Source organism: Kosakonia sp. 1610 (genome assembly GCF_050435845.1).
Taxonomy (GTDB): Bacteria; Pseudomonadota; Gammaproteobacteria; order Enterobacterales; family Enterobacteriaceae; genus Kosakonia; species Kosakonia cowanii.
Genome location: NZ_JBNDKZ010000009.1, coordinates 78474 through 100529, shown reverse-complemented (window position 1 = coordinate 100529; position 22056 = coordinate 78474). Strand labels below are relative to the sequence as shown.

The 22056-nt window shown below is 56.1% G+C and carries 17 protein-coding genes; 9 read left to right on the top strand and 8 right to left on the bottom strand.

Annotated features, from left to right (window positions below):
- Window positions 1–62 precede the first annotated feature (62 nt).
- The 3 genes from ABIC80_RS20200 (at window position 63) to ABIC80_RS20190 (ending at window position 6058) form a co-directional block, all read left to right on the top strand.
- Window positions 63–1517 carry an NAD-dependent succinate-semialdehyde dehydrogenase gene (locus tag ABIC80_RS20200; protein ID WP_263753870.1) on the top strand — a complete coding sequence of 485 codons (1455 nt, stop codon included), beginning with the start codon at window positions 63–65 and terminating at the stop codon, window positions 1515–1517.
- Window positions 1518–1544: 27 nt separating this feature from the next.
- Window positions 1545–1814, top strand: a complete 270-nt coding sequence (locus ABIC80_RS20195) for a barstar family protein (protein ID WP_429178413.1) — start codon at window positions 1545–1547, stop codon at window positions 1812–1814.
- Between the two features lie 161 nt (window positions 1815–1975).
- Window positions 1976–6058, top strand: coding sequence for a S6 family peptidase (locus ABIC80_RS20190; protein WP_429178402.1), 4083 nt, complete (start codon window positions 1976–1978; stop codon window positions 6056–6058).
- Window positions 6059–6116: 58 nt separating this feature from the next.
- Here ABIC80_RS20190 and yhcN (ABIC80_RS20185) read toward each other — a convergent pair whose 3' ends face one another.
- The 3 genes from yhcN (ABIC80_RS20185) to argR all read right to left on the bottom strand — a co-directional run bounded on the left by yhcN (ABIC80_RS20185) (window position 6117) and on the right by argR (window position 7596).
- Window positions 6117–6380: a peroxide/acid stress response protein YhcN gene (gene yhcN / locus ABIC80_RS20185; RefSeq protein ID WP_429178401.1), complete on the bottom strand. Its 264-nt coding sequence runs from the start codon at window positions 6378–6380 to the stop codon at window positions 6117–6119.
- A gap of 102 nt (window positions 6381–6482) precedes the next feature.
- Window positions 6483–6746 (bottom strand): peroxide/acid stress response protein YhcN, encoded by a 264-nt coding sequence (gene yhcN, locus ABIC80_RS20180; protein ID WP_023480826.1) that lies wholly within the window; start codon window positions 6744–6746, stop codon window positions 6483–6485.
- Window positions 6747–7125: 379 nt separating this feature from the next.
- Window positions 7126–7596 (bottom strand): transcriptional regulator ArgR, encoded by a 471-nt coding sequence (argR, locus tag ABIC80_RS20175; RefSeq protein WP_023480960.1) that lies wholly within the window; start codon window positions 7594–7596, stop codon window positions 7126–7128.
- A gap of 412 nt (window positions 7597–8008) precedes the next feature.
- On the opposite strand from argR, the gene mdh reads away from it, so the two are divergent.
- Window positions 8009–8947 (top strand): malate dehydrogenase, encoded by a 939-nt coding sequence (gene mdh / locus ABIC80_RS20170; RefSeq protein WP_042715833.1) that lies wholly within the window; start codon window positions 8009–8011, stop codon window positions 8945–8947.
- A gap of 51 nt (window positions 8948–8998) precedes the next feature.
- Here the strand turns inward: mdh and degS are convergent, their stop codons facing one another.
- The 3 genes from degS to zapG all read right to left on the bottom strand — a co-directional run bounded on the left by degS (window position 8999) and on the right by zapG (window position 12098).
- Window positions 8999–10066 (bottom strand): outer membrane-stress sensor serine endopeptidase DegS, encoded by a 1068-nt coding sequence (gene degS, locus ABIC80_RS20165; protein ID WP_023480784.1) that lies wholly within the window; start codon window positions 10064–10066, stop codon window positions 8999–9001.
- Between the two features lie 91 nt (window positions 10067–10157).
- Complete coding sequence (gene degQ, locus ABIC80_RS20160) at window positions 10158–11528, bottom strand: serine endoprotease DegQ (RefSeq protein ID WP_429178400.1); 1371 nt, start codon at window positions 11526–11528, stop codon at window positions 10158–10160.
- A 171-nt stretch (window positions 11529–11699) separates the two neighbouring features.
- Window positions 11700–12098, bottom strand: a complete 399-nt coding sequence (zapG, locus tag ABIC80_RS20155) for a Z-ring associated protein ZapG (RefSeq protein ID WP_429178399.1) — start codon at window positions 12096–12098, stop codon at window positions 11700–11702.
- 189 nt (window positions 12099–12287) lie between these two features.
- On the opposite strand from zapG, the gene zapE reads away from it, so the two are divergent.
- From zapE to sspB, 5 genes are all read left to right on the top strand, one after another.
- A complete protein-coding gene (zapE, locus tag ABIC80_RS20150) occupies window positions 12288–13415 on the top strand; it encodes a cell division protein ZapE (protein WP_429178398.1) in 1128 nt (375 codons plus the stop codon).
- Window positions 13416–13663: 248 nt separating this feature from the next.
- Window positions 13664–14092 carry a 50S ribosomal protein L13 gene (gene rplM / locus ABIC80_RS20145; protein WP_023480976.1) on the top strand — a complete coding sequence of 143 codons (429 nt, stop codon included), beginning with the start codon at window positions 13664–13666 and terminating at the stop codon, window positions 14090–14092.
- Window positions 14093–14107: 15 nt separating this feature from the next.
- On the top strand, window positions 14108–14500 hold the full coding sequence (rpsI, locus tag ABIC80_RS20140; RefSeq protein WP_023480836.1) for a 30S ribosomal protein S9: 393 nt from the start codon (window positions 14108–14110) through the stop codon (window positions 14498–14500).
- A gap of 309 nt (window positions 14501–14809) precedes the next feature.
- Window positions 14810–15448, top strand: coding sequence for a stringent starvation protein SspA (sspA, locus tag ABIC80_RS20135; protein ID WP_023480809.1), 639 nt, complete (start codon window positions 14810–14812; stop codon window positions 15446–15448).
- Between the two features lie 2 nt (window positions 15449–15450).
- On the top strand, window positions 15451–15954 hold the full coding sequence (gene sspB, locus ABIC80_RS20130) for a ClpXP protease specificity-enhancing factor (protein WP_023481029.1): 504 nt from the start codon (window positions 15451–15453) through the stop codon (window positions 15952–15954).
- Between the two features lie 94 nt (window positions 15955–16048).
- On the opposite strand, the gene ABIC80_RS20125 is transcribed toward sspB, so the two are convergent.
- Both ABIC80_RS20125 and gltB read right to left on the bottom strand, forming a co-directional pair.
- Window positions 16049–17467: a glutamate synthase small subunit gene (locus ABIC80_RS20125; RefSeq protein ID WP_429178397.1), complete on the bottom strand. Its 1419-nt coding sequence runs from the start codon at window positions 17465–17467 to the stop codon at window positions 16049–16051.
- A gap of 9 nt (window positions 17468–17476) precedes the next feature.
- Window positions 17477–21937 carry a glutamate synthase large subunit gene (gene gltB / locus ABIC80_RS20120; protein ID WP_305207396.1) on the bottom strand — a complete coding sequence of 1487 codons (4461 nt, stop codon included), beginning with the start codon at window positions 21935–21937 and terminating at the stop codon, window positions 17477–17479.
- Window positions 21938–22056 lie beyond the last annotated feature (119 nt).

Genomic DNA, 22056 nt, shown 5'->3' with positions numbered 1-22056 from the left:
CGTCGGTTTTTTTATGACTATACTTCACAGGAGAATCAACACACCGCAGATCAGGAGAACTCATGAGCACGCAGGCATTGCAGGAGAGTGCGCTTTTTCAGACCGGTTATCTGGTCGATGGCGTCTGGAAAACCCTGGAGACCACCTTTGAGGTTCTGAACCCGGCCAGCGGCGAGGTGATCGCGCGCGTGGCGAAAGCGGGGAAAAAAGAGACCGAAGAGGCGATTGCCGCCGCGGCGCGCGCCTTTCCCGCCTGGCGGGCAAAAACCGCCAAAGAGCGCTCAACCATTCTCTATCGCTGGTATGAGTTGATTATTGAGAACAAAAGCTGGCTGGGGCGTTTGATGACCAGCGAGCAGGGTAAGCCGTTGAAGGAGGCGGAGGGCGAAGTCGAGTACGCCGCCAGCTTTATTCAGTGGTTTGCCGAGCAGGCCAAACGCGCCAACGGCGAGATCATTCCGCCGGTGAAGCCAGGATCGCGCATTCTGGCGACCCGTGAACCTATCGGCGTGGTGGCGGCAATTACGCCGTGGAACTTCCCGATGGCGATGCTGACCCGCAAGCTTGGCCCGGCCTTAGCCGCAGGCTGCACCGGGGTGATCAAGCCCGCCAACAATACGCCGCTGAGCGCCTTTGCGCTGTTAACGCTGGCGAAAAAAGCGGGTGTCCCGGATGGCGTGCTGAACGCGGTCGCTGGCACAACCTCTGAGATCAGCGATGCCATTATGGCAAGCCCGGAGGTGCGCAAAATCTCCTTCACTGGCTCAACGGCAGTGGGCAAAACGCTGGTGCGCAATGCAGCCGAGACGATGAAAAAGGTCTCAATGGAGTTGGGCGGCAATGCGCCCTATATCGTCTTTGACGATGCGGATATTGATGCCGCAGTGCAGGGCGCGGTGGCGAACAAGTTCCGCAACGCAGGCCAGGTGTGCGTTAGCGTCAACCGCTTCTATATCCAGGAGGGTGTCTATGACGCGTTTACCCGCAAGCTGAGCGAGGCGGTTAACGCGCTGAAAGTGGGTAATGGCATGGATGAAGGTGTGGTCGTTGGCCCGCTGATTGAGTCATCCGCTGTCGATAAGGTGCGTGAGCATGTTGAAGATGCAGTAGCGAAAGGCGCGAAAGTGCTGACCGGCGGCGAACCGCACGCGCTGGGCGGTAACTTCTGGCAGCCGACGGTGCTCGGTGACTGTAGCGATGGCATGAAACTAGCGCAGGAAGAGACCTTCGGCCCGCTTGCCGCTTGCTTCCGCTTTACCAGCGAAGAGGAGGTGATCAAACGCGCCAATGCCACGCCGTTTGGGCTGGCAGCCTACTTCTATACGCAAAACCTGCAACGGGTATTCCGCGTTTCGCAGGCGCTGGAGAGCGGCATGATTGGCGTGAACGAGTGCGCGGTATCGACCGAAGTCGCGCCCTTTGGCGGCGTGAAGGAGTCGGGTTTAGGCCGCGAAGGCTCCGTGCTGGGATTAGACGAGTTTATGGAAGTGAAAACGCTACATTTAGGCGGCTTATAAACAGTGGAACGGCAGATGATGGAGAGCATGAAAACCTACACCTTCGATTTCAAAGAGATCGCCGATCAGCGCGCCTTCTACCGCGATTTTTGTCGCCAGTTCGCCCTTGAGGAGGAGAAGGTGCACGATCTCGATTCGCTGTGGGATACGGTAGTGGGGGAAACGCTACCGCTGCCGCTGGAGATTGCGTTTATCCATCTGCCGGAGAAGAAGCGCCGCCGTTTCGGGGCGCTAATCCTGCTGTTTGATGAAGCGGAAGAGGAGCTGGAGGGCGCGCTGCATTTTAATGTGCGCTAGCCGTGCTCTATTTTCAGAATATATAAATATCACGCTGTGCTAGAGTTAATTCGCGGCGGGCAAAACGCCTGTCGCGATAAATATAATAAGTAGGGGCTTATTACTATATTTTCAATGTAGAGCAATATTTTCTTCTATTACTAAACCAAAGGATGGTTAGTATGAAAAAGATATATTCGCTTGAAGTCACGCTATCACTCTGTTTATCTCTTTTTTTCCCTTCCTGCGCACTGCATGCGAAAGCGCGCATTGTTCAACGCTCCGTGGCGAATGCCGATATTCCTTATCAGACCTATCGTGATTTCGCGACCAATAAGGGGGCTTTTTATCCGGGAGCGCGGGATGTGCCCATTTATAATAAATATGGCCAGGCAGTTGGCCTGTTAAATCAGGCACCGATGCCCGATTTCAGCAGCGTAAATAATAGATCGGGTATCGCGACACTTATTCACCCGCAATATGCAACGACGGTGCATCATAATCCCACGTCATATCTCAGCACCCTGGAATTTGGTCATTACCCTTATGAACTTGCGGACAGAGAGAGTATCCGGCTAAAGGACTTTAGCGTTATTCGCTTAAATAAAGTGGTCACGGAGGTGGTGCCCGCCGCGATAGCCCCCTTAAACATGCCGCTCAAAACCCTGCATGACGAGGCGCGTTTTCGTCTCTTTTACCGCATGGGATCCGGCAGACAAAAAGTGAGCGATGCCTCGGGTAAGCGGAGCGATATTCAGGGGGCGTATCGTTTTCTCACTGGTGGGACCATCGGGCAGCCGCGGATTAACCGTTATCAACTGTTAGTAATCAACTCCGGCGATGTTTTTGACCCTAAAAACGGTCCGCTGGCGAGCCACGGCGCACTGGGCGATAGCGGCTCCCCGCTCTACGCCTGGGATAGCCTGAACAACCAGTGGATCGTGGTTGGCTCATTAAGCATGCTCTATCTGGGGCCTATTGAGCAGACCGCGTACACCTTTGTTGACCCACAATTTATTCAGCAGACAAGGGATAAATATGCCAGTGCGGCGATAGAAAACCGGCAACGCAATGCGCTGTTTATCTGGCGATACGATGCGGCAACCGGGGCGGGCACGTTAACGCAGGGGAGAAGCACTTATGCCATGCAGGGTAAGGGCCCAGAGGGTACCAGTAGCGGTAACGATCTGGTTTTTCGCGGCGCGAATGCTGTTTTGATGTTGCAGGATAGCGTCGATCAGGGCGCGGGAAGCTTAACCTTTTATGGCAACGCCAGCGTCTCGCCGATGGAGGCGCAGACGTGGATCGGCGGCGGCGTCAATGTCGCTGCCGGCGCAACGGTAAAATGGCTGGTGAACGGCACCGAAGGCGATAATTTGCATAAGGTGGGAAAAGGTACGCTGAGCGTTAACGCGCTGGGCATCAATCCTGGCGGATTGAATATCGGTGACGGAACCGTGGTACTCGCCCAGCGCCCCGATGCACAGGGCAGGGTGAAGGCATGCAGCCTGCTGCGCATCGTCAGCGGCAGGCCGTTAGTGGTACTTCGCGATGGTCAGCAGGTCGATCCCGATTCGATTACATGGGGCTTTCGCGGCGGCAGGCTGGACGTTAACGGCAATGCGCTCACCTTCCACCAGCTCAATGCCGAAGATTACGGAGCCGCGCTGATTAATCGTGCAGGAAAGCGGGCCGATATCCATCTACGTTATCAGCGCGCGATCGACTCCATCCCAGTCTACGAGTGGTCTTACTCGCGAACCGGGCAGGTCGGCGAGCTGTATGGGTACCGTAATTCCAATACCGGCACTAATGATTACTTCATTCTTAAAACGCCTGAGTATGACTGGTTCCCGGACAATCAGCACAGCAATGAACATTGGGAGTTTGTTGGTCACGATCATCAGCAGGCGATCCGCACCCGTTATGAGCGCCTTAAAGATGAGGACTACATGTATCACGGGCAGTTGCGGGGAAACCTTAACTTCACTAACCGTGTCGCACCCGGAACGCGGGGCGCGTTGATTCTCGATGGCGCGGTCGACATAGCCGGCGATTTTACACAGCAGTATGGCCGGCTGGTGTTTCAGGGCCATCCTGTTATCCACGCCTATAACACGCCGGAAATTGTTGAAAAACTGCGTTCGCTGCGGGATTTTTCACTGCGCAGCGAACCGGTCTCTTTTACGCAGCCGGACTGGGAGCGCCGCATCTTTCACGTCAATCGCTTAGTGCTCGATTATGCCTCGTTCGATCTGGCAAGAAATGCGTCACTGACCGGGAACATTGAGGCCAGAGGGTCGACTATCACGCTGGGTAGCGCTACGCCTTATATCGATATTAATGATGGCAATGGCATGGTGAACGTGCCGCGCCAGGGCAGTTCAACGGGGGCGCTTGATGAGGAACTTAGCCGCTTCTGGGGGCACATTAACCTCTCCGCGCACTCGACGCTCGCCATTCGGGAGAAATTTACCGGCACGGTTTACGGACAGGATAGCCAGGTCACGGTTTCGTCGCGGGATGCGACCCTGGACGGATTCAGCCAGTTCAGCCAAACCCCGCTCACCCTTCTGGAGAATGCGCGGCTGACCGCAACGGGCGGCTGGAGCAGTGACGCTACGGTGAGCGTTGGCCCTTCCGCCTCGCTACTGCTGGCGGCCAATCCTGTCGCGTCGGGGCGCGTGACGCCAACACTCTATGCGCTCAAGAGCAGTGCGACGTATGAACTTAATGATGAAAGCACGCTTAACGTCGCCCCCTTTGCCTCGCTATGGGGACATATTCACGCCGTGGGTGAAGCGTTCATCCGCTTTGGTGAGAGTGATGTGCCGCGTCTTGTTGAGGGCGTGACACCCGGGCAGAAGGGGAGCGTGGCCAGGCTCTTTGGTTTTCAGAGCAGCTGGATTGGTTCACTCTCTGCGCCGCGCGCACGTTTAAGCCTCAATGCGACGCGGTGGCAGCTACGCCGCGATTCCGGGGTCGGCAGGCTCTCGGTTTCGCGCTCGCTGGTGGGGCTTTCCGCTGGAAGGCATCGCTTTAACACCTTAGGAATTGGTGAGTTAGAGGCCAGCGATACGGGGTTTGCCCTGCGTACGGATCTGCAAAGCAGCGATAAAATCGTGATTAGCCAGCGTGCGGCTGGGGGAAACAACGTTCTGTTTCTGGATGTGCTTAAGCTCTCCCGACGCCTCCAGGGGCTGCATCTTCCGTTGATTACGGCCCCGCGCGGCACGCCTGCTTCGCTCTTTACGGCGGCAAAGGCGGTGAGGGGATTTAGCAAACTTGAGCCGATTATCAAACGGCAAGAGGATGCGCTAAACACACAGTGGGTTCTGACCGGTTTCCGGCAGACGCCCGATCCCGCCGCCGTTGCCAAAGCCAGACGCTTTTTTGCCATGAGTTATAAGCGGTTCATTACGGAAGTGAATAGCCTGAATAAACGCGCCATGCAGTTGCGGGAAAAAGGCGGGCGTGCGGGAGCGTGGGCATTCACGCAACGCCATAACGGCACCGGCAAAGGGGGCGTAAGCCATCACGACGCCATGACCTGGTCGGGTATCGACAGAAAAAGCGCCTTGCCCGGCGCCGATCTCTATTCTGGCATCTATATGAGTTACGCCACCCAGCAGTTAAGTGGCGAGAGCATGCAGGGGAGCAGCCGCGATTTCGGCGCAGGCTACTACGCCACGTTGCTGAGCAAGTCTGGTCTCTATCTCGATGCGGGTGTGAAATATGTCCACTCGTTCAATCACGACTGGCTGGCATTCAGCGGTCTTAACGCACGGGATTACCGCACCAACAGCTGGTTAGGCGGCGTTGAAGCGGGCTATCACTATCCGCTGACCCGGCATGCCTACATCGAGCCGCAGGCGCAGGTTGTGCTGGGCAAGCTCTCTGGCGCCACGTTTCACTGGCACGATCGTGGTCTCCCTCTCTCCCTGCATCGGCAGAGCGCGATCCCGTGGGTGGGGCGTACAGGGATCGTGGCGGGGGCGCACTTCTGCGATGATGATCGGGCGATTACGCTACGGGCAGGGTGGCATTATGAGACGGAACTGCGGGCGGATGGCGATATCATCCTTCATGACGATGCAGGCAATATGCGGGTTAAGGCCGAACGTGATGGGCGCATGCACTACCATGCCAGCATTGATGGGCAGGTGAGCGATAACCTCCACATGGAGCTTGATGTTGCGCACTCAAGGTTTGGCAACATGGATGCGGAGCAGGCTATCAACGCGCAGGTTCACTACTATTTCTGATAAAAAAAAGCCCCTGCCAGGGGAGGCAGGGGCAAGTCGTCGGACAGACGACGAGGGTTTATTTGTACAGTTCAGCCGTCACGTGGGTATGAGAACCGGTGCGAGCTTCAATAATGCGATAGCTGCTTGCGCCAGCCTGGTCGGCTTTCGCAGAGAGTTCCTGGCGGATATCCATCGGTACACCGGCAATCTGTGAAACAGAGACGGTGCCTACGGATTGCAGGTTGCTGGCCTGATCGCTGTTAACCAGCGTAGCGGCACTTGCGCCGAATGAGATCAGGGAAGCAAGGCCAAGGGATGCGATAATCAGATTGCATTTCATACTGTGTTCTCCTTAAGAGAGACTCAACGGCGAGAAGGGTTAAACGTCTTTTCTTATGCCTGGTGCCGTTGAGCGATTAATTCATAGGGTTTGGGGTAAAACTTATTTGTAGAGTTCTGCCGTCGCATGCCAGCGGTCACCGCTGTGCGCTTCAATGATGCGGTAGGAGGATGCACCCTGCTCTTCCGCTTTTTTGCTCAGCTGCGCGTTCATGTCCATCGGTGAAGAGGCGATGGCGCCGACGGAGACGGTACCCAGAGACTGGCGATCTTGCGCCTGGTCTGCATTGATCATGTCAGCGGCAAAGGCGCCGAATGAGAGTGCTGAGAGGATACCCATAGTTGCGATAGATGATTTGATATTCATAATGCTTACCTCGTCGTATTCTTTTCTTTGAATTTTTCCAGGGGCTCGTTTTGTGACCCCCATCACGAAATCAAGTATACACTAATCACGCGAATAATTAATACCAAGCTAATTATAACTACGCCGAATACATATAACGTACGGCGGTTTTTATAACCTGGCGGCATAAAAATTTTGCTTAAGGCGAAGAATTAGTTAACGAGGATTAATAAAATCAGCGAGATAGATTGCTTTGATTTTTTGTGCGGTGCTATCGGCTGCGGCAGGGTAATGAAAAGAAAAATCGCACTATTTGTTAAATGATATGGGGTGGAAAGTCGCCTGAAAGGGAAGAAATGCCGAACATTCCCCCTCAGCGGGAACCGAGGGGAATGCGCGATTAAAGCTCTTGTTCGAAGAGGACGAGGATCGCTTCGTAGAGATCTTTAACGGTAAAGCCGCGGGCTGGCGTAGTGAAGATGGTGTCGTCACCGGCGATGGTGCCGAGGATCCCTTCCGCTTTACCCAGCGAGTCGAGCAGGCGCGCGATCAGCTGTGCGGCACCCGGACTGGTGTGGATAACCACTACCGCGTCGTTGTAGTCGATGTCCAGCACCAGGTTCTTCAGCGGGCTGGAGGTCGTCGGCACGCCCATCTCAATCGGCAGGCAGTAAACCATTTCCATCTTCGCGTTACGCGTGCGCACCGCGCCGAACTTGGTCAACATGCGTGAGACTTTAGACTGGTTGATATTGTCGAAGCCCTCTTCTTGTAAGGCCTGGACAATTTCACCCTGGGAACTGAATTTCTCTTCTTTTAAAAGCGCTTTAAACGCTTTCACTAATTCTTCTTGTTTAGCCGAGCTTCGCATAAGTCACCCGTAATATGGCTGTGAAATCGACATTATTATGCATATTAATGAATTTTTATGCAAACATTCTGCAGATAAATATGCTGAAAAGTTATGGGGAAGGGCGCGGAGTTTAGCAAATTCTTTCGTTAAGGACATCAGCATGTGGCTTACGTCGCAAATAAGAGTAAAAAGTAAATTAAATGTTATAAATATGATGTTATTTTGGTGAATTCTACAGCTATATTATAAACTCGTTAAGTTAGTTGCTTAGCTTGCCGATCTGACGGTCATATTTAACCCTTTTATAAAATCGCTACAGTGGGCTGTGCCGCGTTATTTTGGCGCACTTATTGTCATAATTAGCAGGGTGAATTAAGGTCGCCGCAGCGGAGTAACAATATATTTAGCTAACCATAATAAGGAGTTTAGGATGAAAGTCGCAGTCCTCGGCGCGGCCGGCGGTATCGGCCAGGCGCTTGCCCTACTACTGAAAACACAACTGCCTTCAGGTTCAGAACTCTCCCTCTACGACATCGCACCTGTCACTCCCGGTGTCGCTGTAGATCTCAGCCATATCCCGACCGATGTAAACATCAAAGGCTTCTCCGGTGAAGATGCGACGCCAGCGCTGGAAGGTGCCGACGTGGTGCTGATCTCCGCAGGGGTTGCGCGTAAGCCGGGTATGGATCGCTCTGACCTGTTTAACGTGAATGCCGGTATCGTGAAGAACCTGGTGGCGCAGGTGGCAAAAACCGCGCCGAAAGCCTGTATCGGTATCATTACCAACCCGGTCAACACCACCGTCGCGATTGCGGCTGAAGTGCTGAAAAAAGCGGGTGTCTATGACAAGAACAAACTGTTTGGCGTGACCACGCTGGACATCATTCGCTCTAATACTTTTGTTGCTGAGCTGAAAGGTAAGAAACCTGCCGAGATCGAAGTGCCGGTGATTGGCGGGCACTCTGGCGTGACGATCCTGCCGCTGCTGTCGCAGATCCCGGGCGTGACCTTCAGCGAGCAGGAAGTTGCCGACCTGACCAAACGTATTCAGAACGCCGGCACCGAAGTGGTGGAAGCGAAGGCGGGTGGCGGTTCAGCAACCCTCTCCATGGGCCAGGCAGCTGCGCGCTTTGGTCTGTCGCTGGTTCGCGCCCTGCAGGGCGAGAGCGGCATCGTTGAGTGCGCCTATGTTGAAGGCGATGGCGAACATGCGCGTTTCTTCTCGCAGCCGCTGCTGCTGGGTAAAAACGGCGTAGAAGAGCGCAAGGCGATTGGCCAGCTCAGCGCGTTTGAGCAGCAGTCGCTGGAAGGCATGCTGGATACGCTGAAAAAAGATATCGAACTCGGTGTCGATTTCGTCAACCGCTAAGCGCGGCTGAAATGAGAAACCGGAGCCTGTGCTCCGGTTTTTTTATGGCCGTCAGTTGGTGGCCGGGTACTCCTGAATCGTAACGTGTAGCGTCAGCTTTTTGTCGTCGCGCATCACTTCAACCGGGATCTCTGAACCGGGGCGGATCTCTGCTACCTGGTCCATGGTTTCCAGCGCGGAGACCGCTGGCTTGCCGTTCACCGAGGTGATCACGTCATTGACCTGAATACCTGCCCGCGCCGCCGGGCCGTCTGGCGACACTTCATTAACCACAATTCCCTGAATCGGATCGATGCCGGTGCCCTGAGCGTGCAGCGGGGCAATCTCGCGTCCGCCGATACCGATATAACCGCGGATCACCCGCCCGTCACGGATAAGCTTGTCCATAATCTTGGTGGCCAGCTGGAAAGGAATGGCGAAACCAATCCCCTCCGGCGTCTCGCCGTCATTGCTCTTATCAAACGACAGGGTATTGATGCCCATTAACTCGCCCAGCGAGTTGACCAGCGCGCCGCCGGAGTTGCCGTGGTTGATGGATGCATCGGTCTGCAGGAAGTTTTGCCGCCCGCTGGGGTTGAGGCCGATACGCCCGGTGGCGCTGATAATCCCCTGGGTAATGGTCTGCCCGAGGTTATAGGGGTTGCCGATTGCCAGCACTACATCGCCAATATGCGGCGTGCGCTTGGCATTGATGGGGATGACCGGCAGCCCGGAGTTGGCGTTCACTTTCAGCACTGCCAGGTCCGTCAGGCTATCTGAGCCGACCAATAAAGCTTCAAAGACGCGTCCATCCTGCAGGGCGACGATAATCTGATCCGCATCGTTGATCACATGCTTGTTGGTGATGATATAGCCGCGCTGATCCATGATGACGCCGGAGCCGAGGGTGCGGATTTCGAGGCGATCGTGCGTGGAGCTGTTCAGGCTACGGTTATAGACGTTGACCACTGCGGGCGCGGCGCGGCGCACGGCCGGGTTATAGGACGCAGGTGTCTCATCGGCGCTGTCTAACTGATGCGTCGCGAGCGGGTTATTCTGACGTAGCGACGGCATGGCGGCGATGATCAGGCCACCGACGACAACACCGATTGCAATCGAACGTAAAAGCTTCACATACATGATGGGATAGTCGTTAAAAGAAGGACCGCAGCAGCATACCATGAGTTATCCGGACATCACACGCAGCGGTGATGCCCGGACGAGGAAAGGGTTAACGCAGCAGCAGATAGATGCTGTCGTTACCCCGCACAATGTGCAGCGCCATTATCGACGGCTTGGTCTCCAGCACTTTGCGCATCTCGGCGATGGACTGCACGCGCGTACGGTTAACGCCGATGATCACATCATCTTTATGCAGACCGGCCTGTGCCGCCGAGCTGCCTTTTTCAACCTCACCGACCCGAATGCCTTTGGTGCCATCCTTCAGCTGCCCGTCGCTCAACTCTGCGCCCTGCAATGCCGGGGAGATCAGCTCTGCGCTGGCGGAAGCGGAGGTGCTCTTATCCAGCGTCACTTCAACGTCGAGCGGTTTACCGTCTCGCAGCAGCCCAAGCTTCACTTTCGCGCCCGGTTCAGTGGTGGCGATGCGCGAGCGCAGTTCCGCGAAGCTGTTCAGGGCTTTACCGTTAAGGCTGACAATCACATCCCCGGATTTAATTCCCGCTTTCGCCGAGCCGGAGTTGGGCAGCACTTCGCTGACAAACGCCCCACGCTGCACATTCAGATTAAAGGCTTTGGCGATATCCGCGCTCATCTCCGTACCTTTAATGCCGAGCAGGCCGCGCTTAATCTCTCCAAACTGAATCAGCTGGTGAGAGAGGGTTTGCGCCATATTGCTGGGGATAGCAAAGCCGATGCCGACGCTGCCGCCGCCGGGAGCGAGGATGGCGGTGTTAATGCCGATCAGCTCGCCGTTAAGATTGAGCAGCGCGCCGCCGGAGTTACCGCGGTTAATCGAGGCATCGGTCTGGATAAAGTTCTCCAGCCCTTCGAGGTTAAGGCCGCTGCGACCGAGCGCCGAGACAATCCCGGACGTTGCGGTCTGCCCGAGGCCAAACGGGTTACCCACCGCGACGACAAAGTCACCGACGCGCAGCTTATCGGAGTCTGCAATGGCGATTTGCGTCAGGTTGCTGGGGTTTTGCAGCTGTAGCAGTGCGATGTCGCTCTGGTCATCGCCGCCGATCAGTTTGGCGTCGAATTCACGGCCATCATTAAGCTGCACGCTGATTTTTTGCGCCTGGTTGATGACGTGATTATTGGTCAGGACGTAGCCCTTTGCGGCATCAATAATCACTCCGGAGCCCAGCCCTTCAAACGGCTGCGGCTGTTGCGGCTGGTCAGGCGCTTCTTCACCGAAGAATTTTTTTAGCTCTTCCGGGACCTTATGGCCCTGGACTGCCGTGCCTTCAACCTGCACGCTGACCACGGCGGGAAGCACTTTTTCAAGAACCGGCGCAAGACTGGGTAACGCCCCCTGGCCAGGCACCTGTGACGGCATCGCCGCCGTTGCCAACGGTGCCGAGAGAGATAAGCCGACACTTAACGCGATTGCACTCAACAGCTGGGTTTGTTTCTTCATCGATGCTGGCTCTCAGTAACCTGAAGTGGAAGGAAAGATGCCCAAAACAGAGTGATGTTATTGAAATTTCAACCGGGTAACAATGCGAAGAATGACTAAATGATAGCTGGAATGGGGAAGTTGCGACGGGCGCGGGGGACGCGCCCGTATAAATAAGGAGAGTGAGAGGCCTTATTTGCGATTGGCGCGACTGCGCAGCAGACCCGATGCGCCTTCAGAGTAGTCACGCGGGATCTGTACCGGGGCCTGATCGTTGTTCGCTTCAGACTCTGACAGACGGTTGCGGAACGGATTCTCCTCCGCGGACATTTCCGGCAGCAGGCTGGAGGAGCTCTTCGCCATATGTTGATAGAGCTGACGATAGTCGTCCGCCATGTTGTCCAGAAGTTCAGCGCTGCGGGCAAAGTGGCTCACCAGCTCTTCGCGGTACTCTTCCAGATCTGCTTTGTTTTTTTCCAGTTCATACTGCAAGGCCTGCTGTTGACGCAATTTCCGGTTTCCGAAACGCATGCCCACGGCACCAATAATAATGCCGACAACTAACCCAATTAGCGCGTATTCCCAGGTCATGACTTCTCCCATTGTTGTTCGATTCCGTAGGGGGTGGGCTGCAAGCTTCTTGCCTGCGCCGGAGAGTGCCACTATAACCGCTAAAGGTGCAGAAGTGGAATCCTGACGCTGCATCGCGTAGTGTAGAGCGGCCTTTTTTTCGTCAACCCTGTGGGGGCGGATCGATTTTCAAGGAACAACAATAACACCATGCAAAGCCTTTCCCCGACATCGCGATATCTTACTGCCCTGAAAGAGGGTAGCCATCAGCCGGACGATGTGCAAAAAGAAGCTGTCACCCGGCTGGATACGATTTATCAACAGTTGATTGCCGAACAGGAGCCCGTCGCACAGCAAAGCGGAGGCCTGATGGCGAAATTCAGCAAGCTGCTGGGCAAACGCGACAGCGCATCGCGCGAACCGGTGCGCGGCCTCTATATGTGGGGCGGCGTCGGGCGAGGCAAAACCTGGCTGATGGATCTCTTCTATCACAGCCTGCCGGGCGAGCGTAAACAGCGTCTGCACTTTCACCGCTTTATGCTGCGTGTGCATGAAGAGTTAACCTCGCTGCAAGGGCAGAGCGATCCGCTGGAGATTGTCGCCGACCGTTTTAAGGCGCAAACCGACGTCCTCTGTTTTGACGAATTTTTCGTTTCCGATATCACCGATGCGATGCTGCTTGGCGGGCTGATGAAGGCGCTCTTCGCGCGCGGCATTACGCTGGTGGCGACCTCGAATATTCCGCCGGACGAGCTCTATCGCAACGGCTTACAGCGCGCCCGCTTTCTGCCCGCCATTGAGGCGATCAAGCAGTTTTGCGATGTAATGAATGTCGACGCCGGCATCGATTACCGCTTACGCACGCTGACGCAGGCGCATTTATGGCTGTCGCCGCTTAATGAACAGACAACCCAGCAGATGGATAAGCTGTGGCTGGCGCTGGCGGGCGCACCGCGCAGCCACGCGCCGGAGCTGGAGATTAACCACCGGCCGCTGGCGACGCTTGGCGTGGAGAATCAAACCTTAGCCGTCTCTTTCGCTACATTATGTGTTGATGCGCGCAGTCAGCATGATTACATCGCGCTGTCGCGCCTTTTCCACACCGTGATGCTGTTTGACGTACCGGTGATGACGACGCTGATGGAGAACGAGGCGCGCCGCTTTATTGCGCTGGTGGATGAATTTTATGAGCGCCACGTAAAGCTGGCGGTGAGCGCCGCCGCGCCGCTGCATGAGATTTACCAGGGCGAGCGGGTGAAGTTTGAGTTTCAGCGCTGTTTATCGCGCCTGCAGGAGATGCAGAGCGAGGAGTACCTGAAACGCGAGCATATGCCGTAATCCTTTTTTCATTGCCATCTGGCGCAGAAATCCAACAGCAAAAGACGAAAAGGGGTCGATCTTTGACCCCGACTTCTCTATAATCCTGCGACCCCACGTTACGGGAAAGTTTTTTTTCCCCAAAACTTTCTATGCGCCGGCATAGGCTATTCGAAGGGGTAGGTTTGCCGGACTTTGTCGTGTGAACCTCAACTGACAAACGTTTGGGTGTTCACCAACGTGAAACTAATTATTTGGGTAAGCTTTTAATGAAAACTTTTACAGCTAAACCAGAAACCGTAAAACGCGACTGGTATGTTGTTGACGCGACCGGTAAAACTCTGGGTCGTCTGGCTACCGAACTGGCTCGTCGCCTGCGCGGTAAGCACAAAGCGGAATACACTCCGCACGTTGATACTGGTGATTACATCATCGTTCTGAACGCTGAGAAAGTTGCTGTAACCGGCAACAAGCGTGAAGACAAAGTGTATTACCACCACACTGGCCACATCGGTGGTATCAAACAAGCGACCTTTGAAGAGATGATTGCCCGCCGTCCTGAGCGTGTGATTGAAATCGCGGTTAAAGGCATGCTGCCAAAAGGCCCGCTGGGTCGTGCTATGTACCGTAAACTGAAAGTTTACGCTGGCAACGAGCACAACCACGCGGCACAGCAACCGCAAGTTCTTGACATCTAATCGGGATTATAGGCAATGGCTGAAAATCAATACTACGGCACTGGTCGCCGCAAAAGCTCCGCCGCTCGCGTGTTTATCAAACCGGGCAACGGTAAAATCGTAATCAACCAGCGTTCGCTGGAACAGTACTTTGGTCGTGAAACTGCCCGCATGGTAGTTCGTCAGCCGCTGGAACTGGTCGACATGGTTGAGAAATTGGACCTGTACATCACCGTTAAAGGTGGTGGTATCTCCGGTCAGGCTGGTGCGATCCGTCACGGTATCACCCGCGCTCTGATGGAGTACGACGAGTCCCTGCGCGCTGAACTGCGTAAAGCTGGCTTCGTTACTCGTGACGCTCGTCAGGTTGAACGTAAGAAAGTCGGTCTGCGTAAAGCACGTCGTCGTCCGCAGTTCTCCAAACGTTAATTGTCCTCTGCTTCGGCAGAACGATTGGCGAAAAACCCGGTGCAAGCCGGGTTTTTTTATGGATAAAAATTGTGTTATCCACAGCAATCAATCGCTTATCTCCTCTTTTTCAGCATTTCCGGAATCCCCTCACCACAAAGCGCGCAAAATCTGGTAAACTATCATCCAATTTTCTGCCCAAATGGCTGGGATTGTTCGTTTTTTGTTTGTTTTTTGAACAAGAGAGACAGTGCGCGCGGGTAGCTAACTAACATCTGACCGGTCGATTAAGTCCGGTAGCAGTATTTCTGAATATACCTGGAGGTTTTCATGGCTGTCGCTGCCAACAAACGTTCGGTAATGACGCTGTTTTCTGGTCCTGTGGACATCTATAGTCATCAGGTCCGCATCGTGCTGGCCGAGAAGGGTGTCAGCTTTGAAATTGAGCACGTGGAAAAGGATAATCCTCCTCAGGATCTGATTGACCTCAACCCGAGTCAAAGCGTACCGACACTTGTAGATCGTGAACTCACCCTGTGGGAATCACGCATCATTATGGAATATCTGGACGAGCGTTTTCCGCACCCGCCATTAATGCCGGTTTATCCGGTGGCGCGCGGTGAAAGCCGTCTCTACATGCACCGCATCGAGAAAGACTGGTACTCGCTGATGAACGTCATCGAGAACAACAGCGGTGCGCAGGCCGATGCCGCCCGTAAACAGCTGCGTGAAGAGCTGCTGGCGATTGGCCCGCTGTTTACCCAGAAGCCTTACTTCCTGAATGACGAATTCAGCCTGGTTGACTGCTACCTTGCGCCGCTGCTGTGGCGTCTGCCGGTACTGGGCATCGAGCTGAGCGGCACAGGCGCGAAAGAGCTGAAAGGGTACATGACGCGCGTCTTCGAACGTGATTCTTTCCTTGCCTCTCTGACAGAAGCCGAGCGCGAAATGCGCCTTGGTCGGGGTTAATCATGGATTTGTCGCAACTGTCTCCACGCCGCCCGTATTTGCTGCGGGCCTTTTACGAATGGCTGCTGGATAACCAGCTGACGCCGCATCTGGTTGTTGATGTGACGTTGCCGGGCGTACGCGTGCCGATGGAGTATGCGCGTGACGGCCAGATCGTGTTAAACATCGCACCGCGTGCGGTGGGCAACCTGGAACTGGGCAACGACGAAGTGCGCTTCAACGCGCGTTTCGGCGGTGTGCCGCGCCAGGTGGAAGTGCCGATGGCTGCCGTACTGGCCGTTTATGCCCGTGAAAACGGTGCCGGCACAATGTTTGAGCCAGAAACCGCCTACGACGAAGAGCTCGTCAGTCTCAACGATGATGGTGAGATGCCCGAGCAGGAGAACGAGACGGTGATGTCGGTTATTGACGGTGATAAACCCGATCATGCAGTGGATCAGGATAACGATCCGGACGACGATCCGCCGCCGCGCGGTGGGCGTCCATCACTGCGTGTGGTGAAATAACCTGAGAAAAGCAGAACCCCGGTTCTGCTTTTTTATTGCCCGCAGAATATGAAAAAGGAGGCCGCAGCCTCCTTTTTTTATCGTCGTCGCAAGATCACACTTCGAGATAGTTGAGGATGCCGTCTGCGGCTTTACGCCCTTCGGCAATCGCTGTCACGACCAGGTCGGAACCGCGAACGATATCGCCACCGGCGAAGATTTTCGGGTTGCTGGTCTGGAACGCGTTATCGCTCCCTTCCGGGGCAATCACGCGGCCCTGCGAATCGAGCTCAACGCTGTGCTTCGCCAGCCACTCCATACTGTGCGGGCGGAAACCAAATGCCATTACCACCGCATCAGCCGGAACAACGTGCTCGGAGCCTGCAACGATCTCGGCGCGGCGACGGCCTTTCTCATCCGGTGCGCCCATTTCGGTGCGCGCCATCTTCACGCCGCTCACTTTACCGTTGGCATTCACTTCAATCCCCAGCGGCTGCACGTTGAACTGGAACTCAACGCCCTCTTCACGCGCGTTTTTCACTTCGCGACGTGAGCCAGGCATGTTCTCTTCGTCACGACGATAGGCGCAGATTACGTGAGTGGCCCCCTGGCGCACCGAGGTACGTACGCAGTCCATCGCGGTATCGCCCCCGCCCAGCACCACAACGCGTTTGCCTTCCATCGTGATATAGGGTTCTGACGGCGTTTCGCCATAGCCCATGATCTGCTTGGTATTGGCAATCAGGAACGGCAGCGCATCAAACACGCCCTGCGCATCTTCATTTTCGAGACCACCACGCATCGACTGATAGGTACCGACGCCGAGGAACACGGCATCGTACGCTTTCAGCAGATCGTCAATCTGCACATCGCGACCCACTTCGGTGTTGAGCTGGAACTCAATGCCCATGCCGGTGAAGATCTCACGGCGACGCGTCATCACCTCTTTTTCCAGCTTGAAGGCCGGAATGCCGAAGGTCAGCAGGCCGCCAATCTCCGGATGACGGTCATAGACCACCGCTTTCACGCCGTTGCGAGTCAGCACATCCGCGCACGCCAGACCAGCCGGACCCGCGCCGATAATCGCCACGCGTTTGTCGGTCTGCTTCACGCCGGTCAAATCGGGACGCCAGCCCATCTCGAAGGCTTTATCGTTGATATAGCGCTCGATATTGCCGATAGTCACCGCGCCAAACTCATCGTTCAGCGTACAGGAACCTTCACACAGGCGATCCTGCGGGCAGACGCGCCCGCACACTTCCGGCAGCGTGTTGGTCTGGTGCGACAGCTCGGCCGCCTCAAAAATACGCCCCTCATTTGCCAGCTTCAGCCAGTTCGGGATGTAGTTATGAACCGGGCACTTCCACTCGCAGTAGGGGTTGCCGCAGGCGAGACAGCGGTCAGCCTGCGCTTTCGCTTGCCCTTCCGAGAAGGGCTCGTAGATCTCGACAAAGGCAATCTTACGCAGCTTCAGCGGTTTCTTTGCCGGATCGACGCGCTGTAAGTCGATAAATTGGTAAACGTTCTGACTCATCTCAATTCCTTACTGCGCCTGCACGCGCAACTCTGCCGCGCTACGACTACGGTGACCCAACAGCGCTTTCACATCGCTGGACTTCGGCTTAACCAGGGCAAATTTGGCGGCAAAGGTCGGCCAGTTGGCCAGCATCTCTTCACCGCGCTGCGAGCCGGTGTGCTGCACATGCTCGGTAATCAACCCGCGCAGATGCTCTTCGTGGATCGCCAGATCGTCGACGCTCAGCACTTCCACCAGCTCCGGGTTCACGCGCTTGCGGAACTCGCCATCTTCATCCAGCACGTAGGCGAAGCCGCCGGTCATGCCCGCGCCAAAGTTAACGCCGGTTTTGCCGAGTACGCAGACGATACCGCCTGTCATATATTCACAGCCGTTGTCGCCAATGCCTTCAACCACGGTGATCGCACCGGAGTTACGCACGGCGAAACGCTCGCCCGCGCGGCCTGCGGCGTACAGACGACCGCCGGTTGCGCCATACAGGCAGGTGTTACCGATAATGCTCGCTTCGTGGCTACGGAACGCCGAACCGACCGGCGGACGTACCGCCAGCAGCCCGCCCGCCATGCCTTTACCGACATAGTCGTTGGCATCGCCGGTGAGGTAAAGCTCAACGCCGCCCGCGTTCCAGACGCCGAAGCTCTGGCCTGCGGTACCGCTGAAGTAAGCCTTAATCGGATCCGATGCCAGGCCCTGATCGCCATGCGTCTGGGCGATATAGCCAGAGAGCAGCGCGCCAACCGAGCGGTCAGTGTTGCGGATATCAAACCAGAAGGTTTTGCTCTGGCGCTCATCAACAAACGGTTTCGCCTGCTGCAACAGCTGGGCATTCAGCACACCATTGTCGAACGGCGGGTTGCTCTCGGTGCAGTAGAGCGCTTTACCGGCATGCGGTTCAGCGGTCTCCAGCAGTTTGGAGAGATCCAGCTTCTGCTGACGCGCGGTAAAGCCATCAAGCTCTTTCAGCAGGTCGGTGCGGCCAATCAGATCCACCAGGCGTTTCACGCCCAGCTGCGCCATTAGCTCGCGGGTTTCACGGGCGATAAATTCAAAGTAGTTGGTCACTTTGAACGGCAGCCCGTGGTAGTGATTCTTACGCAGCTTCTCATCCTGGGTTGCCACACCGGTTGCGCAGTTGTTGAGGTGACAAATACGCAGGTATTTACAGCCCAGCGCCACCATCGGGCCGGTACCGAAACCGAAGCTCTCTGCACCGAGAATCGCTGCTTTGATAATGTCCTGACCGGTTTTCAGACCGCCATCGACCTGCAAGCGAATCTTATGACGCAGACCGTTCGCCACCAGCGCCTGCTGGGTTTCCACCAGGCCAAGCTCCCACGGGCAGCCCGCGTATTTTACGGAGGAGAGCGGGCTTGCGCCGGTACCGCCGTCGTAACCGGCAATGGTGATCAGATCGGCATAGGCTTTCGCCACGCCGGTCGCGATGGTGCCAACACCCGGTTCGGAAACCAGTTTGACGGAGATCAGCGCCTTCGGGTTGACCTGTTTCAGGTCGAAAATCAGCTGCGCCAGATCCTCGATCGAGTAGATATCGTGGTGCGGCGGCGGCGAAATCAGCGTCACGCCCGGTACGGAGTAACGCAATTTGGCAATGTACGGGGTCACTTTATCGCCCGGCAACTGACCGCCTTCGCCCGGCTTCGCGCCCTGCGCCACTTTGATCTGGATAACATCAGCGTTCACCAGGTAGGCTGGCGTGACGCCGAAGCGACCGGAAGCGACCTGCTTGATACGCGACACTTTGTTGGTGCCGTAGCGCGCCGGATCTTCGCCGCCTTCGCCGGAGTTGGAGAAGCCGCCGAGGCTGTTCATCGCTTCCGCCAGCGCTTCGTGTGCTTCCGGGCTGAGCGCGCCGATAGACATCGCCGCCGTATCGAAGCGTTTAAACAGCTCTGTCGCCGGTTCAACGTCGTTAAGACTTACCGCTTCACTGCCCGGCGTAATGGCCAGCAGATCGCGCAGCGTTGCCGCCGGACGCTCGTTAACCAGCTTCGCGTACTGCTGATAATCGCTGTAGTCGCCGCTCTCAACCGCTTTTTGCAGTGTGCGCACCACGTCCGGGTTATAGGCGTGGTATTCACCGCCGTGAACGTACTTCAGCAAGCCGCCTTGCTCCAGCGGTTTGCGCGCCAGCCAGGCACGTTTGGAGAGGTTCAACAGATCCTGCTGGAAGTCCGGGAAGCTGGCACCGCCGATACGGCTGACCACACCCTGGAAGCAGAGCTCGGTAACATCATCATGCAGGCCGACCGCTTCAAACAGTTTTGAGCAGCGGTAAGAGGCGATAGTCGAGATGCCCATTTTGGACATGATCTTGTACAGCCCTTTGTTGATGCCGTTGCGGTAGTTCAGCATCACCGTGCGGTAATTCTTCTCAATCGCTTTGCTGTCGATAAGCTTCGCCAGCGTCTCATACGCCAGATAGGGGTAGATCGCCGTCGCGCCGAAGCCCAGCAGCACCGCAAAGTGGTGCGGATCGCGGGCGCTGGCGGTTTCAACAATGATGTTGGCGTCGCAGCGCAGGTTCTTATCCACCAGGCGCGCCTGAATCGCACCAACTGCCATTGGCGCCGGAACCGGCAGGCGGTTTTTGGCAATATTGCGATCGGAGAGCACTAGCAGCACGGTACCCTCGCGCACCATCGCTTCCGCTTTGTCGCACAGCGCTTTAATGGTCTCTTCCAGCGTCGTTGCCGTGGCGTCGAAGGTGATATCGAGCGTATCCGCGCGATAGTGCTCCTCGGTCATGGTAGTGAGCTGTTTGAAATCGGAGTAGAGCAGAATCGGCGATTTGAAGCTCAGACGGTGCGCCTGGCCTTCCGCTTCGCAGAAGACGTTCATTTCACGGCCGATGCTGGTCGCCAGCGACATCACATGCGCTTCGCGCAGCGGATCGATAGGCGGGTTGGTGACCTGCGCAAACTGCTGGCGGAAGTAGTCATAAATGATGCGCGGCTGGCTGGAGAGCACGGCGAACGGCGTATCATCGCCCATCGAGCCGACCGCTTCCTGGCCGTTCTCGCCCAGCACGCGGATCACCGAGTCCAGCTCTTCAAAGCTGTAGTTAAACTGTTTCTGGTAGCTGGTGAGCAGATCGTCATCCATCTCGCGGATGCCGACTTCATCGTCGGAGAGATCTTCAAACGGCACCAGGCGGCGGACGTTTTTCTCCATCCACTCTTTATACGGGTGGCGGCTTTTCAGATCGTCATCGGTCTCGGCGGAGTGCAGAATGCGCCCACCGCGGGTATCGATAACCATCAGTTCGCCTGGCCCGACGCGGCCTTTCTCAACCACTTCATCCGGCTGGTAATCCCAGATGCCCACTTCAGAAGCGCAGGTGATGAGCTTATCTTTGGTGATGACGTAGCGCGCCGGACGCAGACCGTTACGGTCGAGATTACAGGCGGCAAAACGCCCATCGGACATCACGATGCCCGCCGGGCCGTCCCACGGCTCCATATGCATGGAGTTAAAGTCGAAGAAGCTGCGCAGATCCGGATCCATCTCCGGGTTGTTCTGCCAGGCTGGCGGCACCAGTAAGCGCATGGCGCGCACGATATCCATCCCGCCTGCTAACAGCAGTTCCAGCATGTTATCCATCGAGCTGGAGTCAGAGCCGGTTTCGTTGACGAACGGCGCAGCATCATGCAGATCGGGGATCAGCGGCGTCTGGAATTTATAGGTACGCGCGCGCGCCCACTGGCGGTTACCGGTAATGGTGTTGATTTCACCGTTGTGCGCCAGGTAGCGGAAAGGCTGCGCCAGCGGCCAGCGTGGCACGGTATTGGTGGAGAAGCGCTGGTGGAACAGGCAGATGGCCGATTCCAGACGCAGGTCCGCCAGGTCCAGGTAGAAGCGCGGCAGATCCGCCGGCATACAGAGACCTTTATAGATGTTGACGAGGTTAGAGAGGCTACAAACGTAGAACTCTTTATCCTCCTGTAAACGCTTTTCAATGCGGCGGCGGGCAATAAAGAGACGGCGCTCCATATCACGCGGACGCCAGCCGGCCGGGGCGTTAACGAAAACTTGCTCGATACGAGGCAGTGAGGAGAGGGCGATTTCACCGAGTACGCCTTCGTTGGTCGGCACATCGCGCCAGCCAACGAGCGAGAGAGTCTCACGCTGAAGTTCTTCTTCTACAACACGACGCGATGCGGCCGCTTTTTCCGGATCCTGATTGAGGAACAGCATGCCGACAGCGTAGTTTTTGGCTAAGCGCCAGCCGCGCTCTTCGGCGACGATGCGGAAGAAACGGTCAGGTTTTTGCAACAGCAGGCCGCAACCGTCACCGGTTTTACCATCGGCAAGGATCGCGCCGCGGTGCTGCATGCGGGCCAGTGCGTGAATAGCGGTACGCACTACCTTGTGGCTAGGTTCGCCTTCTATGTGGGCGATCAGGCCGAAACCACAGTTATCTCTCTCAAGAGATTTATCGTACAACATATCAGTGAACCTCCCCAGGCTCTGCGAGAGCCCTCCCGATCGTTACGCACAGGCGCAGAAAGAGCATGGCGACGGGGCAATGGCCTCGTATGTCGCCCTCTTCATTTCCTTTTCGCATC